The following is a 14,076-nucleotide window of genomic DNA, read 5'->3' as shown; positions in this document are numbered from 1 at the left end:
TACCGCGCTTCCCGTTCTCGTCACGTAGTACGTGATCGTCGTCCCACTCCACAGGTGGAGCAGCGGGCTTATCCGTTGGTGAGGGCCGCGGCCTTGCGGAGCAGCACCTCGCGTTCGCGCTCGTTGCGGCACAGTTCGGCGGCCTGCGTCAGCTCCCGGCGGGCCTCGTTGGTGCGGCCGAGGCGGGTGAGCAGTTCGCCGCGGACGCTCGGCAGGAGGTGCGAGCCGGCCAGCCGGTCGGACGCCACCAGTTCGTCCACTATGGACAGTGCGGGCAGCGGCCCGTGGGCCATCGCGACGGCCACCGCCCGGTTCAGCTCCACGACGGGCGACGGCGCCACGCGGCCGAGCGCCTCGTAGAGCAGCACGATGCGTTCCCAGTCGGTCTCCGGCACCGACGGCGCGTCCGCATGGCACGCGGCGATCGCGGCCTGCAGCCCGTAGGGGCCGAGGCCGCGCCCGACCCGTTGCGCGCGCCGCAGGGCCGCCGTACCGCGCCGGATCGCCGAGCGGTCCCACCGCCGCCGGTCCTGATCCTCCAGCAGCACCGCCGCGCCGTCCGGGCCGGTCCGCGCGGGGAAGCGCGCCGCGGTCAGTTCGCAGAGCGCGAGCAGGCCGTGCACCTCGGGTTCGTCGGGCAGCAGCGCGGCCAGCATCCGGGCGAGGCGGATCGCCTCATAGGCCAGGTCGGTGCGGAGCAGGCGGTCCCCGGCCGTCGCGGTCGAGCCCTCCGTGAAGATCACATATAGAACGCTCAACACGCCGCCCAGCCGTTCGCGGCGCTCCTCCGGCGGCGGCAGGGCGAACGCCACCCCGGCCGCCCCGATGGTCTTCTTGGCCCGGGTGATCCGCGCCTGGATCGTCGGCACCGGCACCAGGAACGCCCGCGCGATCTCCTCGGTCCCGAGGCCGCCCACGGTGCGCAGGGTCAGCGCGACCCGCGACTCCGGCGACAGCACCGGATGACACGCCACGAACATCAGCGCCAGGATGTCGTCGTCCACCCGGTCCGGATCCCAGGGCAGTTCGTCGTCGATGCGCTCGCGCGGGGCCGCGCCCGTGGCGGCCTCCCCCTCGCCGAGCTGCCCGGCCAGCGCCGCGTACCGCTCGTCCCGCGCCGAACGCCGCCGGAAGCTGTCGATCGCCCGCCGCCGCGCGGTGGCCAGCAGCCAGCCCACCGGGTTGGCCGGTGCGCCGTCGCGCGGCCACGCGACGAGCGCCTCGGCGAGGGCCTCCTGCGCCACGTCCTCGGCGAGCGCGAAGTCCCCCGTGTAGCGGGCCAGCGCACCGACGATCCTCGCGGACTCGATGCGCCAGACCGCTTCCACGGCCGGGTTGCCGGCAGCGTCACTCACAGCTGGCCGGTCCGCTCACGCCAGGCGCGCTCCTTGATGATCCACTCGTTGTCCTGCGGGAACTCGTCGATGCCCGGCACCCGCCGGACCTCCGCCTTGAAGCCGGGCAGCGACGGCAGCCGCTTCGCCCACTCGACCGCCTCCGCCTTCGAGGCCACGTCGATGATCCAGTAGCCGCCGAAGAGTTCCTTCGTCTCGCCGTAGGGGCCGTCGGTCACGACCGGCGTCTCCCCGCTCAGGTCGACGACCACGGTCTCGGCCGGGTCCTCCAGCCCTTCGGCCGCCACGAGCACCCCCGCCTTGATCATTTCCTCGTTGATGCGACCCATCGTCGAGAGCATCTCCTCGAACGGCGTCTCCATCATCGCGGCGTTCGTCTCGTCCGTACCCCGCATGATCAGCATGTAGCGCGCCATCGTCGTCTCCCTTGTCCTCGCCGGCGTCCTGGTGATCGCCGGTCGACCTTCTCACCCACAGGTCGAACGGGCCCCGCCACCGATCGACACGGCCGGCAAAATTTTCCGGATCAGTTTTCGCCGGGGCTCACGAGGCCCGTTTCGTACGCCAGCACCACCGCCTGGGCGCGGTCCCGCAGCGAGAGCTTCGCGAAGATGCGGGCCACGTGCGTCTTGACCGTGGCCTCACTGAGTGTGAGCGCCTGGGCCAGTTCCGTGTTGGACAGGCCTCTGCCGAGGAGGGTGAGCACCTCGCGCTCGCGCGGCGTGAGGGCGGCCAGGTCCCGGTGCACGCGCGGCTCGGCGGGCAGAGCGTCACGGCGATTCTCGGTGGCGAAGCGTTCGACCAGGCGTCTCGTGATCGAGGGGGCGAGCAGCGCGTCACCGGTGTCGACGAGGCGCACCGCCGCCGCCAGGTGATCCGCCGTCACGTCCTTGAGCAGGAAGCCGCTCGCGCCGATGGCCAGCGCGGCGTACACGTAGCGGTCCAGGTCGAACGTCGTCAGCATCAGCACCCGGCAGCGCGGTGAACGTTCGAGGATGCGGCGGGTCGCCTGCAGGCCGTCCATCGTCGGCATGCGGATGTCCATCAGCACGACGTCGGGGTTGAGGCGGCGTTCGGCAGCGACCGCCTCGACACCGTCGGCCGCCTCGCCGACCACGTCGATGCCGCGGGCCGTGAGGATCAGTCGGAAGCCGGTGCGGATCAGCTCCTGGTCGTCGACGATCAACACCCTCGGGCCGTCGGTGGGCGTCTCCGGGCCGGGGGTGGGCACGCGCGGGCCGGCGCTCACGGGGCCTCCACCGGGATACGGGCGCGCACGCGGTACCCGCCGCCGAGCCGCCGCCGTGCGTCCAGGCTGCCGCCGTAGACGGCCACGCGCTGGCGCAGCCCGATGAGGCCACGACCGGCGCCGTCCCCACCCCGCGGCCCCGGCCCGTCGCCCTGGCCGGCGTGATCGTGCTGACCGCCCTGACCACCGTGGCCGGGTGGGGCGGGGGTGAGCACGCTCGGGCCGGTGGTCAGGATCTCCACGCGGAGCGAGTGTTCGGCGTAGCGGATCGTCACCTCGGCCTTGCCGCCGGAGCCGTGCTTCAGGGCGTTCGTCAGGGACTCCTGCACGATGCGGTAGGCCGTCACGTCCACACCGCTGGGCAGCGGGCGGGGTTCGCCCGAGATCCGCACCTCGACCGGCAGCCCGGCGAAGGCGATCTTGTCGATCAGTGTGCTCAGCCGGCTCAGGCTCGGCTGCGGGTCGAGACCGCCCTCGTCGCTTCCGTCGGCGGCCGGTGCGAGCAGGCCCAGCAGGTGGCGCAGCTCGGTCATGGTGGTGCGGCCGGCGTTCTCGACCGCGGTCAGGGCGGCCGACGCCTCCTCCGGCAGGCTGGTGAGCACCTCGCGGGCGGCGGCCGCCTGCACGATCATCAGGCTGACGTTGTGGCTGACGATGTCGTGCAGTTCCCGGGCGATCCGGGCGCGTTCGGCGTCGACGGCGGTCTGCGCCGCTGAAGAACGTTCCCTCTCGAGAAGCCACCCGCGCTCCTCCAGCGCGCGGCGGTGCCGGCGCCCGGCGCGGACGGACGCCACCGCGAACCACACGGCGGCCGCGCACGCGAGAACGAGCGCGACGGACAACCAGAGCATGCCCACACCTTCGCAAACCCGGACCGGCCACACATCATCCCCGGCGCCCACCGCGTACATCTCCGGGATGACGGCGACGCAGGGTTACATCCCGCGCCCGACGTCCCGGAACCGCGTCCGCCCGTACGGTGCCGTCATGACCACTGACACGGACGTCGTGCACCTCACCGACGTGCGCAAGGAGTACGGCGACACCACCGCCCTGAACGGCGTCACGCTGAGCGTGCGCGCCGGCGAGGCGGTGGCGGTGATGGGCCCCTCCGGCTGCGGCAAGTCCACGATGCTGAACATGATCGCCGGCCTCGACCGGCCCACCTCCGGCACGGTGCGCGTCGGCGGGGAGGATCTCGGCCGGCTCAACGAGACGAAGCTGGCCCTGTTCCGCCGCCACCGCATCGGCATGATCTTCCAGTTCTTCAACCTGCTGGACGACCTGCCGGCCCTCGACAACGTCGCGCTCGCCGCCCAGCTCACCGGCACCAAGGCCGGCCCGGCCCGGCGGCGCGCCACCGAACTGCTCGACGAGTTGGGCATCGCCGACCGGCGCAACGCGTTCCCGGCCACGCTCAGCGGCGGCGAACGCCAGCGGGTCGCGGTCGCCCGCGCCCTCATGAACCGGCCCGCGCTGCTGCTCGCCGACGAACCCACCGGCGCGCTCGACAGTTCGGCCGGCGAGCAGGTGATGGACCTGCTGCTGGACCTGCACCAGATCGGCCAGACGCTGCTGATCGTCACGCACGACGAGCGCCTCGCGACGAGGTGCGCCAGCCGCGTCATCGAACTGGCCGACGGCCGGATCACCCGGGAGCGCACGCTGGAGCGCACGTCCGTCTCCGGGGCCGGGGCATGAGCGCGGTGTGGCGGGCGTCGCGCGCGGCGGTGCGGAGGCGCCGGGTGCAGACGTTCGTCATCGGGCTGGTCGTGCTCATGTCCACCATGACGGTGGTCATCGGGCTGACCCTGCTGGAGGCGTCGTCGGCGCCGTTCGATAGGGCGTTCGCGCAGCAGCGCGGGCCGCACGCGATCGCCGTGTACGACGCGTCGGCCGTCACGGGTGCCCAGCTGGCCGCCGCGAAGACGGGGGTGGCGGCCAGCGCGGGGCCGTTCGGGACGGCGACGCTGGAGTGGACCGCCGGTGGCGAACCCCGGCGGGCCGACGGGCCGATGACCATCGTCGGGCGGGCCGACCCGAACGGCCCCGTCGACCGCCTCAACCTGTGGCGGGGACGCTGGGCCTCCGCACCCGGCGAGATCGTGCTCGCCTCGCAGGACCACAGCGGCGACGGCTTCCCGGTCGTCGACTCGATCACGCTGAGCGGCGTCGCGTACCGGGTCGTCGGCTGGGCGTACAGCCTGAGCGGCACCGCCGACGGCTGGGTCACGCCGGCCCAGATGGAGACGCTGCGGCCGACCTCGGTGCAGATGCTCTACCGGTTCGCCGGGGACGTGTCGACGCGGGCCGCCGTGCAGGCGCGGCTGGACGCCGTCACCGCCGGGCTGCCGGCGAACGCGCTCAGCGCGGCGGAGCCGTACCTCGTCGCGAAGGAGCAGATCGCCGCCGACATCGGGGTGTTCCTGCCGTTTCTGGCGACGTTCGGCGTGCTGGCCCTGATCGTCGCGGTCGTCATCGTCGGGAACGTCGTCAGCGGCGCCGTCGTCTCCGGTCTGCGCCAGATCGGGATCCTGAAGTCGTTGGGCTTCACGCCACGGCAGGTCGTCACCGTGTATCTCGTCATGGTGTCGGTACCCGCGGTCGTGGGCGCCGTTCTGGGCACCGTCGCCGGCAGCCTCGGCGCGCAGCCGCTGCTCGAGGAGGGCTTCGAGGGGCTCGGGCTGGAGGCCGGGATCCGGGTCAGCCTCTGGACCTGGGGCGTCGGGCTGCTCGGGGTGCCGGCGCTGGTCGCGCTGGCGGCGTTCGTCCCGGCCGTGCGGGCGCACCGCCTGTCGGCCGCGGAGGCGATCAGCGCCGGCAGTGCGCCGCGGCGCGGGCGGGGTACCCGCGCGCAGCGGTGGCTCGCCGGGCTGCGGCTGCCCCGGTCGGTCTCGCTCGGGCTGGGCGTGCCGCTGTCCCGGCCGGGGCGCACGGCGTTCACCGTCGTGGCCGTACTACTCGGTGTCACCACGGTGACGTTCGCGAGCGGGCTCGCCGACTCCCTCGAACGCATCGCCACGGTCCAGGAGAAGGCCTCCGGGCAGGTCCTCGTCATCCCCTCCGACGGAAAGTCGCGGATCGCGGGCCCCAGAGACGTTCCCCCGACCGGTGAACCGGCGAAAACCACGCGCACGGACGCGGAGGTCGAGCAGCTCCTGCGCGGTCTGCCGGACGCGGCCCGGGTCTCCGCCGTGCGCGGCACGACGGTGCCGGCCGTCGGGCAGACCGAGCCCGTGCGGGTGCTCTACTTCCGCGGCGACTTCGCCTCGATGGGTTATCGCGACGAGCTGACCGCGGGCCGCTGGATGTCCGGACCCGACGAGACGGTGGTGCCGTCGGAACTGATGAAGGAGCGCCGCCTCGCCGTCGGTGACACGATCACGCTGGAACTCGGCGGGCGGCGGGCCGCGCTCACGATCGTCGGCGAGGTGATGGACGGGCCGAGCGGCCAGCCCGGCATCTTCGCGGACTGGTCGGTGTTCACCTCGCTCGAACCGGACCGCGTCGTCGCGCCGCACGAGATGGAGTACCAGGTGCAGCTGAAGCCGACCGGCAACGTGGCGGCCTACGCTGACGCGGTGCGCGCGGCCGACCCGGGGCTCGACGCGCTCGACATGTCGGAGCGCCGCAGCGACTTCCAGTACATCGTCGTCGGCTTCTCCTCCACGCTGTCGCTGCTCCTGGCGGCCGTCGCCGCGCTCGGCGTGTTCAACACCGTCGTCCTGAACGTCCGCGAACGCCGCCGCGACCTCGGCATGCTCAAGTCGATCGGGATGACCCCGCGTCAGGTCGTCGCGATGGTGCTGACCTCGATGGCGGCCGTCGGCGTGGTCGGCGGGCTGCTCGGGATCCCGGTGGGCGTGCTGGCCCACGGGTACATCATGCCGGCGGCGGCCGACGCGGCGCAGGTCAGCATCCCGCAGTCGGTGATGGACGTGTGGCAGGCGCCGATGCTGCTGGCGTTGGCGTTCGCCGGGGTCGTGATCGCGATGCTCGGGGCGTTGCTGCCGGCGCGTGGGGCGGCGCGGCTGCGGATCGCCGAGGTGCTGCACAACGAGTAGCCCCTAGAGCGCCGTCCCCGGCCGCGACCAGCCGGCCAACATGTCCAGCACATCGAGAATGGGCTCCTCGTCCTCGTCGCTGCTTCGACGGCTCGCCTGCGCCTCGAAGCGGACGGCGTGGACGAGGGCCTGCAGTTCCGTCTTCACCCGTTCCCGGGTCTCCCCCGCGGCCAGCCGGCTCTGCGCCTCGGCGCGCAGTGCCGCCACGGGTTCCTCCGCCGCCAGTGCGGCCCGCCATGCGTCGTACGTCACGGGTTCCATGATGAGGCTCTCAGTGCGCGCACAGCGCGGCGGAGCGATCATGCGCTCATGACCAGGGTCGTTCCGCTGCTCGCCGTCTCGCGGCCGTGGTTCTGGCCGGTCTCCTGGGTGCCGGCGTACCTGGGCACCGTGCTGGCCGGCCGGGAGTGGTTCCCGGCCCGCGCCGACCTGCCCCGGGCCGCCGTGGCGCTGCTCGTCCTCGGCCCGCTCATCTGGGGCGCCGTCCTCGCCCAGAACGACCTCCACGACCTGCGCAGCGATCTGGCCAACCCGCGCAAGCGGGACGCCCCGCTGGTGACCGGCGCCGTCACCCCGCGACGGCTGCGCGTCTGGTACCGCTGGATCGCCGCGGCCTCTCTCGGCACGGCCCTGTTCGTCGGGCCGCTGTTCGTGCTCGGCGTCGCGGCGGTGCTGGTGCTCGGCTGGGCGTACAGCGCGCCGCCGCTGCGGCTCAAGACGCGGCCGGGCTGGGACGTCGCCGTCAACGCGCTCGTCGTCGGGGTCGTCTCGCCGGCCGCGGGTTGGTCGATCACCCGGCCGCCGTGGGAGTTCCCGTGGCAGTTCGGGCTGATCGGGCTGCTGTTCGCCGCCGCCATGTACACGCCGACGACCGTGGCCGACCTCGGGCCGGACTCCGGTGCGGGTGACACGACGTTCGCGGTGCGCTTCGGGCGGCGGCGGGCCTACCGGGCCGGGGTCGGCATGTGGGCCGCCGGGCTGGGGGTGTCGCTGGTGTGCGCGTATCTCGACGCGGTGGTGCCCCGGTCGACGTTCTGGCCGCAGGTGGTGACGGTGCCGGTACTGGTCGTGGGGTACGCGCTGCTGACCCGCCGGCCGACGCTGCTGTCGCTGGCTGTGCTGTCGGTGCTGTTCGGCGTTCCGACGGTGGGCTTCGCGCTGGCGTACATCGGCTGATCCGCGCGGCGGGTCGGCGACGGCCGTCCCGATGGGGTGAACATCGACGGTCCCGGAACTATCGAACTGCGGAGTTTCGGAGTACCGTAGTCGGGCATGAAGGATGTCCAGAAGCGGCTCGACGAGCTCGCGAAGAGGGTCAGCGCGCTCGAGAAGGCGGCACCGCCGGCGCCGACGGCGAACGCCACCGGCTGGCAGGACCTCACCCCGGAGACGTTCGTCTACGGCGGCCTCGGCGGCTGGGACGAGCGCACCATCGCGTGGCAGATCGCGCGCGGGTGGGACGAGATCCGTGCCGCGCCGGCGGAGCCGAGCGCCGGGGTGCTGGCCGCCCTGGGCAACCCCACGCGCGTGCGGATCGTGGCCGAGCTGCTCCGGCGGCGCCTGACGACCGCGGAGCTGGCGCGGCTGCTGGACCAACCGTCGTCGGGGCAGCTGTTCCACCATCTCAAGGAGCTGCTCGCCGCGGGCGTCATCCACCAGCCGGTGCGCGGGACGTACGCCGTTCGGGAGCACCATGTGGTGCCGCTACTGGCCGTGCTGTGCGCGGTCATGGATCTGCGTCCCTCCGTCGCGGAGGAGTCGTGATCGCCGAGACCGTCGCGCGGCACCGGCGCCGTACGGATGTCCCCGCGATCGCGGCGGCGTTGCTGCCCGCCGTCGGCCCTCCGGAGATCGTCGCGTGCGGCGAGCGGATCCGCGGCGGCGCACCGGTCACCACCGCCGACCGGTGGCACATCGGCTCCTGCATGAAGGCGATGACGGCGGCGACCGTGGCCCTGTTCGTCCAAAGTGGACGGTTGCGGTGGGAGACGCCGCTCGCCGAGGTCTTCGACGGCGTCCATCCCGGCTGGGGTTCGGTGCCGGTCGCGGCGCTCCTCACCGGCACGTCGGGCCTGCCGGCCCACCCGGGTCCGGACGAGCTGCGGTCCGCGCTGACCGATCCGGCGCCGTTGCCCCGGCAGCGTTCCCTTCTGGTCGAACGGTATCTGTGCCGGCCGCCCCGCCACCCCGGCCGGTTCGTCTACTCCAACCTGGGATACGTCGTCGTGGGCGCCGCGTTGGAACGGCTCACCGGTGCGCCGTTCGAGGAGGTGCTCACCCGCGAGCTGTTGCGGCCGCTTCGCATCGGCAACGCGGGCTTCGGGCCGCCGACCGGTGCGCAGCCCTGGGGACACCGCGCCCGGCGCACGTTCCTGGGGATCGGCATGGGGCGCGGACCCGCGATCGACCCGGCCGACCCGTCGCCGGAACATCCACCGGACAACCCGCCGCTGCTCTCCCCCGCCGGGCGGCTGCACGTCGACCTGGCCGGCTGGGCGGAGTTCGTGCGGCTGTTCCTGAACGGCCCCGAGCGGCTGCTCACCGCCGACTCCCTGCGCCGCCTCACCACCCCGCCCGGGACGCACACCCGCCAGGCGATGGGCTGGGCGATCCCGAAGGGCCCGTTCGCCTTCGCGCAGCAGGGATCCAACGCCCGCTGGGTCGCGACGGCGGTGGTCGACCCCGGCCGTTCGACCGCGGCTCTTGTCGTCTGCAACGACGGACGGACCCGGATGCTGCGCGCGAGCCTGGACCTGGCGCTGGCGCTACTGCGCCGGCGGGACGACCCGCGGCCATAGCGGCGCGAGCGCGTCGTGGAACCCTTTCGCCACCACGGCGATGTCGGCGGCGCGGTCCTGGCCGTTGATGACCCGGCGCGCGCCCTTCCACTGCGCGAGCATCGCGGCGTCCCGTTCCTCGGGCGTGTCCGCGCTCCGCGGCAGCTCGTCGGGGATGAAGTCGCCGAGGTCCCGGCCGGTGAAGGCGCCCTCGGCCGAACCGACGACGAGAATCTTCGAGGCCACCTCGGGCACCTCGTTGACGTGCGTGAAGTTGGCGACCAGGTCGATCGGCGGATTCCCCCGCCCACCGAACGTCTTCCCGTCGTGCGTGTAGGAGAAGCCGAGTTCGTTGAGCCTCCTCGACATCTTCTCGTAGTTGTTCCGGAACGTCAGCTGCACATACCCGCGCCCCCGGAAGTCGCTCGCGTCGGTGGTGCCCGCGCGGTTGCCGTTGCGGCCGCCGTACATCCCGTCCCAGTACTCGGCGTCCAGCTCCGCCTCGGTGTCGGCGCCGACCTTCGTCCGCGAACTGTTGTGCAGGTTCGCCCCGTACGTGCCGTCGTCCTGCCTGCGGTACGGGTTGTGGTCCTCCACCCGCGACTCGCTACGCTCGTACTCCCGCGTGCCGAAGCGCGACTCGTGGAACGCCGTCGCCAGCACGTACGCCACCTGCCGGACGTTGTCCATGCCCTGCGCCACGCAGTCGCGCACGATCAGCGGCGCCTCGGCACGGATGTGCCCCTCCGCCTCGGCGCGCTTCGCCTTGCGCGGCTCGTCGAGCATCTCCATTGCCTGCGCCACGACGGCCTCCTCCGCCGCCCGCAGCGCGGCCGAGCCGTCGGCGGCCTTGTCCGCGGCCCGCGGCGCGGCCGAGCCGTCGGCAATCGGGGCGGCGGTCGATGAGTCGCCGCGCGCGGTCGACTGTTCGTCGAGCCAGCGGCGGAACGCCCCGTTGCCGGCCCGCAGCATCTCCGACACGCTCAGCAGCCGCGCCCCGGCCGGCACCTCGTCGGCGGCCGGCTGCTTCCCGGGCTGTGCGGGCACGCGCTCGGCGGTGATCCGTTCGGGCATGGCGCAAGTGTGTCCCGGCCCGCGCCCACCGCCCCGCACTTGCACCGAACCGTGCCGGCCGGCGGCTCCCATCAGCTGGGACAGCCATGATCGTTGTGCACTGTGTCAGCCGATTTCGGCCCGCACGGCTGACGGATTGCACAACGATCATGAGAGGGACCTCATCGGCGGCTCGCGACGAATAGAGTGGGCGATCGATGTCTGAGCTGACGGACGAGATCGTCGAAGAGCTGGCCGGGCCGGTCGTCGAGGCGTTCGGCGTGGTGCTGGCGCGGATCCCGCCGGCCCCGGCCGCAGAGCTGGGGCGGCTGCGCGTCGCCGGCGGGAGCGGGCCGTCGGTGCGCGACCGGGCGCGTGCGGTACTCGCCGCCCGTGGACCGCAGGCCGCCGACCCCGCCGTCCGTGCGCGCGGGCGCGACGACTCGCCGCTCGGTTCGCTCCCGCCCCTTCTGGTCGAACGCCTCCTCGGCACGCTCGAACTGACCGTCGCTGCCCTGGAAACAAACGCTGCCCTGCCTACACCGACGCGCTCGGCCACCGCCTGCGCGGCGAACCGGTGCCGGTGCGGCCGGCGCTGCCGGAGGAGGCGTTCGGGTGGCTGCGCCGCAGCGTCATCGCGCAGGGGGCCACGGTCACGGTCGTCACCGGCCTGCCGACGGACGAGGTGGTGCGGGCGTTCGGGGGCGACCCGCGCGAGCCGGTGTCGCTGCGGCGGATCAACCACGTCGTCCCCACGGTGGCCGTGCTCGACCGGTGCCGATGAACGACCTGGACTTCGGCGACCTGCGCCGCAACAAGCGGGCGATGGGGCTGCTGGCCGTGCGGCGGTTCACCGGACACGAGTTCACCACGGAGGAACTCGAACGCATCACCGCCGCCGACACCGGCTACCGCATCGATCAGCCCTAGTTCTGGTGCCCGTTCAGCACGGACACGACCTCGTCGTAATCGCCGCGCACCTCCGCGTACCGCAGGTACTTGACCCGTTCGACCTGGATCTCCGTGGCGTCCGGCCGCCGCTCGATCAGCTCCACGGCCTCCGCCGTGAACTCCGAAAGCGGCATCGCCAGCGGGTTCTCCTCCTGGCCGGGCAGCAGGTTGGTGCGCACCGACGGCGGCACCAGTTCGAGCACCTTCAGCGACGTTCCCGCGTACTGGACCCGCAGCGATTCGCTGAGCAGGTGGATCGCCGCCTTGGACGCGTTGTAGCTCGGCGTCGGCCCGTACGGCACGAACGCCAGCCCCGACGACACGGTCATGACGGTGGCGTCCGGCCGGCCGAGCAGGTGCTCGACGAACGCGCCGATGAGCCGGATCGGCCCGAGCACATTGGTCGTCACGACGGCCTCCGCATCGGCGAGGAACGTCGACGGGTGCGTCCAGTCCTCGGCGCGCATGATGCCGGCCATCGTGACGAGCACGTTCAGCTCGGGGTGGCGGGTGAGCACCTCCTTGGCGGCGGCCTCGATCGAAGCCGGGTCGGCGGTGTCGATCCGCACGGTGTCGATGCCGGGGTGCTCTTCGGCGATCTCCGCGAGGAGTTCGGTGCGGCGGCCGCCGACGATGACGGTGTTGCCGCGCTCGTGCAGGGCGAGCGCGAGCGCGCGGCCGAGGCCGCCGGTGGCGCCGGGGATGAAGACGGTGTTTCCGCTGATGTCCATGCGTCGAGCGTCGACAACGCGCGGGTGCCGCGGCAGAGTCCGGTCATCGGGGGATCGCCGGTCCCTGGCTGGCCGCCCTCCTTCCGCCGATACTGATCCGATGGAACGGGCGACGCTGGCCGACTTTCTGCGCCGACGCCGTGCGGCGTTACGACCGGAGGACGTCGGGCTCTCCGCGGGGGTGCGCCGGCGCACGGTGGGGCTGCGGCGCGAGGAGGTCGCCGCCCTCGCCGTCATGTCCACCGACTACTACACCCGGCTCGAACAGCGCCGCGGCCCGCAGCCGAGCGAGCAGATGCTGGCGTCCCTGGCCCGGGCGCTGCGGCTGACGACCGACGAGCGCGACTACCTGTTCCGCCTCGCCGGGCACGGCGCGCCGACGCCGGCCGTCGCGGCGACGCACATCGCCCCCACGCTCCTGCGGGTGCTGGACCGGCTCGACGACTCGCCGGCCCTGATCCTCACCGACCTCGGCGAGACCCTCGTGCAGAACGGCATGGCCGCCGCGCTCTTCGGCGACGCCACGGAGCTGACCGGGCCGGCGCGCAGTGCGGTCTACCGCTGGTTCACCCGGCCCGAGGAGCGGCTGATCTACCCGGCGGAGGACCGGGCCCGGCAGGGCCGTGCGCTCGTCGCGGGCCTGCGTGCCGCGCACGGCCCGGCCGGCGCCGGATCGCGCGCCGACGAACTGGTGCGGTTGCTGCACCGGGAGAGCGAGGAGTTCACCGAGGTGTGGGAGCGGCACGAGGTGGCGCGCCGGTTCGAGGACCACAAGACGCTGATCCATCCGCGGCTCGGGCCGATCGAGGTGGACTGTCAGGCGCTGTTCACCGAGGACCGGTCGCAGGTGCTGCTGGTGCTGACCGCCGCGCCGCGCAGCGAGAGCTTCGAGAAGCTGCGGCTGCTCTCGGTGCTCGGCACGGAGCGCTTCCCCGACGGTCAGATGATCAGCAGCGGCACCGCCCGGCCGGCCGATCCCGCGCTCAGGTAGAAGTCGCGCAGCGTGCGGTGATGGGCGATCGCCCCGTCCAGGTCGTCGGCACCCGCCGGGTCGATCCCCACGCTTCGGAGCCTTTCCCGGTCGAACGCGCGGCGCAGCCGATCAACGTCCTCCCCACGAGGGGACTATTCCCCCGGGGTGTCCAGGTCAGTCAGCCAGTCGCGGCTGGCGCGGGCGATGCGGGGCGGGACGCCGAGCGCGTCGAGCAGTTCGGCCGCCGCCGCCATCTCATGGGTGCGCCGGCGGGCGTGCGTGCGGGAGCCGTCGACCAGCCGGTCGAGCGTCGAGGCGTCGGCGCGGATCAGTTCGCCCGCGATGTTCCCCCGGAGCCACTCCTCGAGACCGGCGGCCCGCGCGGCGGTCAGCGCCTCGACCACGGCGGCGGCCATGCCCTTGTAGAAGACGCTGCGCAGCAGCTTGCGCGTCGCGGCGGCACCGACCGGGCCGGCGACGACCTCGACCCGCGCGCCGAACGCCCGCACCGACGCGGCGAACCGCTCCGCGGCCGGCCCGCTGACCGACAGCGGCGTCCGCAGCCCGGTCCCCGGCACCGGCGCCATGATCGCCACGTCGACGACCTCGACCCGGTCGCCCGCGACGGCCGCCACCTTCTCCTTCAGCGCCGGCGAGGCGGTGTTCAGCTCCGCCCAGATCGCCCCGGAACGGCACCCCGGCAGGCCGCCCGCCAGCGCCGTTAGCGCGTCGGCGGAACTGTTGACGCTCAGCACCACGTCGGCGTCGCGACACGCGTCGGCCTCGTCGCGGGACGGGCGCACGCCCTCCGGCGCCGCGACGCGCGGGTCGTAGCCGTGCACCGTCGCGCCCGCGCGCACCAGGTCGCCCGCGAACCGGCTGCCCGCCTCACCGAGCCCGAGCACGGCGAACACGGTCGTCAT

General features: G+C 73.2%; 17 protein-coding genes. 8 read left to right on the top strand and 9 right to left on the bottom strand.

The features are described 5' to 3' along the window. Nucleotides 1–68 precede the first annotated feature (68 nt). The 4 genes from Val02_RS31155 to Val02_RS31140 form a co-directional block, all read right to left on the bottom strand. Nucleotides 69–1,355 (bottom strand): RNA polymerase sigma factor, encoded by a 1,287-nt coding sequence (locus tag Val02_RS31155; protein ID WP_203902825.1) that lies wholly within the window; start codon nt 1,353–1,355, stop codon nt 69–71. Then, a complete protein-coding gene (locus tag Val02_RS31150) occupies nt 1,352–1,771 on the bottom strand; it encodes a YciI family protein (RefSeq protein WP_203902824.1) in 420 nt (139 codons plus the stop codon). The genes Val02_RS31155 and Val02_RS31150 overlap by 4 nt, the downstream gene beginning before the upstream one ends. A gap of 110 nt (nt 1,772–1,881) precedes the next feature. Continuing rightward, on the bottom strand, nt 1,882–2,604 hold the full coding sequence (locus Val02_RS31145; protein WP_239153466.1) for a response regulator: 723 nt from the start codon (nt 2,602–2,604) through the stop codon (nt 1,882–1,884). After that, nucleotides 2,601–3,455: a sensor histidine kinase gene (locus tag Val02_RS31140; protein ID WP_203902823.1), complete on the bottom strand. Its 855-nt coding sequence runs from the start codon at nt 3,453–3,455 to the stop codon at nt 2,601–2,603. Before Val02_RS31140 ends, Val02_RS31145 begins: the two co-directional genes overlap by 4 nt. A 136-nt stretch (nt 3,456–3,591) precedes the next feature. Here Val02_RS31140 and Val02_RS31135 point away from each other — a divergent pair, with 136 nt between their 5' ends. Together Val02_RS31135 and Val02_RS31130 are read left to right on the top strand one after the other, a co-directional pair. Continuing rightward, the gene (locus Val02_RS31135) at nt 3,592–4,305 is read left to right on the top strand and encodes an ABC transporter ATP-binding protein (RefSeq protein ID WP_203902822.1); all 714 of its coding nucleotides are present in this window, start codon (nt 3,592–3,594) and stop codon (nt 4,303–4,305) included. Continuing rightward, nucleotides 4,302–6,668: an FtsX-like permease family protein gene (locus Val02_RS31130; RefSeq protein WP_203902821.1), complete on the top strand. Its 2,367-nt coding sequence runs from the start codon at nt 4,302–4,304 to the stop codon at nt 6,666–6,668. The genes Val02_RS31135 and Val02_RS31130 overlap by 4 nt, the downstream gene beginning before the upstream one ends. A 3-nt stretch (nt 6,669–6,671) precedes the next feature. Here Val02_RS31130 and Val02_RS31125 read toward each other — a convergent pair whose 3' ends face one another. Next, nucleotides 6,672–6,920, bottom strand: a complete 249-nt coding sequence (locus Val02_RS31125) for a hypothetical protein (RefSeq protein WP_203902820.1) — start codon at nt 6,918–6,920, stop codon at nt 6,672–6,674. A gap of 57 nt (nt 6,921–6,977) precedes the next feature. Here Val02_RS31125 and Val02_RS31120 point away from each other — a divergent pair, with 57 nt between their 5' ends. The 3 genes from Val02_RS31120 to Val02_RS31110 all read left to right on the top strand — a co-directional run bounded on the left by Val02_RS31120 (nt 6,978) and on the right by Val02_RS31110 (nt 9,466). Further along, a complete protein-coding gene (locus Val02_RS31120) occupies nt 6,978–7,844 on the top strand; it encodes a UbiA prenyltransferase family protein (RefSeq protein WP_203902819.1) in 867 nt (288 codons plus the stop codon). 96 nt (nt 7,845–7,940) lie between these two features. Next, nucleotides 7,941–8,432 (top strand): ArsR/SmtB family transcription factor, encoded by a 492-nt coding sequence (locus tag Val02_RS31115; RefSeq protein WP_203902818.1) that lies wholly within the window; start codon nt 7,941–7,943, stop codon nt 8,430–8,432. Beyond that, a complete protein-coding gene (locus tag Val02_RS31110) occupies nt 8,429–9,466 on the top strand; it encodes a serine hydrolase domain-containing protein (protein ID WP_203902817.1) in 1,038 nt (345 codons plus the stop codon). Before Val02_RS31115 ends, Val02_RS31110 begins: the two co-directional genes overlap by 4 nt. Here Val02_RS31110 and Val02_RS31105 read toward each other — a convergent pair. Beyond that, on the bottom strand, nt 9,434–10,519 hold the full coding sequence (locus Val02_RS31105) for a hypothetical protein (protein ID WP_203902816.1): 1,086 nt from the start codon (nt 10,517–10,519) through the stop codon (nt 9,434–9,436). The genes Val02_RS31110 and Val02_RS31105 overlap by 33 nt on opposite strands. 556 nt (nt 10,520–11,075) lie before the next feature. Between Val02_RS31105 and Val02_RS31100 the strand changes: the two genes are divergently transcribed. Both Val02_RS31100 and Val02_RS31095 read left to right on the top strand, forming a co-directional pair. Beyond that, nucleotides 11,076–11,282, top strand: coding sequence for a hypothetical protein (locus tag Val02_RS31100; RefSeq protein WP_203902815.1), 207 nt, complete (start codon nt 11,076–11,078; stop codon nt 11,280–11,282). Beyond that, nucleotides 11,279–11,428, top strand: a complete 150-nt coding sequence (locus tag Val02_RS31095) for a hypothetical protein (RefSeq protein ID WP_203902814.1) — start codon at nt 11,279–11,281, stop codon at nt 11,426–11,428. The genes Val02_RS31100 and Val02_RS31095 overlap by 4 nt, the downstream gene beginning before the upstream one ends. Here Val02_RS31095 and Val02_RS31090 read toward each other — a convergent pair. Further along, nucleotides 11,425–12,180, bottom strand: a complete 756-nt coding sequence (locus Val02_RS31090; protein WP_203902813.1) for an SDR family oxidoreductase — start codon at nt 12,178–12,180, stop codon at nt 11,425–11,427. The genes Val02_RS31095 and Val02_RS31090 overlap by 4 nt on opposite strands. A 100-nt stretch (nt 12,181–12,280) precedes the next feature. On the opposite strand from Val02_RS31090, the gene Val02_RS31085 reads away from it, so the two are divergent. Next, entirely contained in the window at nt 12,281–13,171 is an 891-nt protein-coding gene (locus Val02_RS31085) for a helix-turn-helix transcriptional regulator (RefSeq protein WP_203902812.1), read from the top strand. Here the strand turns inward: Val02_RS31085 and Val02_RS48335 are convergent. Both Val02_RS48335 and Val02_RS31080 read right to left on the bottom strand, forming a co-directional pair. Further along, nucleotides 13,120–13,242, bottom strand: a complete 123-nt coding sequence (locus Val02_RS48335; RefSeq protein ID WP_275415632.1) for a hypothetical protein — start codon at nt 13,240–13,242, stop codon at nt 13,120–13,122. The two genes, Val02_RS31085 and Val02_RS48335, sit on opposite strands and share 52 nt — an antisense overlap. Before the next feature lie 63 nt (nt 13,243–13,305). Further along, entirely contained in the window at nt 13,306–14,076 is a 771-nt protein-coding gene (locus Val02_RS31080; protein WP_203902811.1) for an NAD(P)-dependent oxidoreductase, read from the bottom strand.

It is taken from the genome of Virgisporangium aliadipatigenens (assembly GCF_016863615.1).
Classification (GTDB): Bacteria; Actinomycetota; Actinomycetes; order Mycobacteriales; family Micromonosporaceae; genus Virgisporangium; species Virgisporangium aliadipatigenens.
This window is presented reverse-complemented; position numbering and strand designations above follow the sequence as displayed.

Excerpts from the sequence above, each read along its gene's own strand:
- Val02_RS31150 (WP_203902824.1), bottom strand. The coding sequence starts at position 1,771 with ATGGCGCGCTACATGCTGATCATGCGGGGTACGGACGAGACGAACGCC.
- Val02_RS31140 (WP_203902823.1), bottom strand. The coding sequence starts at position 3,455 with ATGCTCTGGTTGTCCGTCGCGCTCGTTCTCGCGTGCGCGGCCGCCGTG.
- Val02_RS31135 (WP_203902822.1), top strand. The coding sequence starts at position 3,592 with ATGACCACTGACACGGACGTCGTGCACCTCACCGACGTGCGCAAGGAG.
- Val02_RS31130 (WP_203902821.1), top strand. The coding sequence starts at position 4,302 with ATGAGCGCGGTGTGGCGGGCGTCGCGCGCGGCGGTGCGGAGGCGCCGG.
- Val02_RS31120 (WP_203902819.1), top strand. The coding sequence starts at position 6,978 with ATGACCAGGGTCGTTCCGCTGCTCGCCGTCTCGCGGCCGTGGTTCTGG.
- Val02_RS31115 (WP_203902818.1), top strand. The coding sequence starts at position 7,941 with ATGAAGGATGTCCAGAAGCGGCTCGACGAGCTCGCGAAGAGGGTCAGC.
- Val02_RS31105 (WP_203902816.1), bottom strand. The coding sequence starts at position 10,519 with ATGCCCGAACGGATCACCGCCGAGCGCGTGCCCGCACAGCCCGGGAAG.
- Val02_RS31095 (WP_203902814.1), top strand. The coding sequence starts at position 11,279 with ATGAACGACCTGGACTTCGGCGACCTGCGCCGCAACAAGCGGGCGATG.
- Val02_RS31090 (WP_203902813.1), bottom strand. The coding sequence starts at position 12,180 with ATGGACATCAGCGGAAACACCGTCTTCATCCCCGGCGCCACCGGCGGC.
- Val02_RS31085 (WP_203902812.1), top strand. The coding sequence starts at position 12,281 with ATGGAACGGGCGACGCTGGCCGACTTTCTGCGCCGACGCCGTGCGGCG.
- Val02_RS31080 (WP_203902811.1), bottom strand. The coding sequence starts at position 14,076 with ATGACGACCGTGTTCGCCGTGCTCGGGCTCGGTGAGGCGGGCAGCCGG.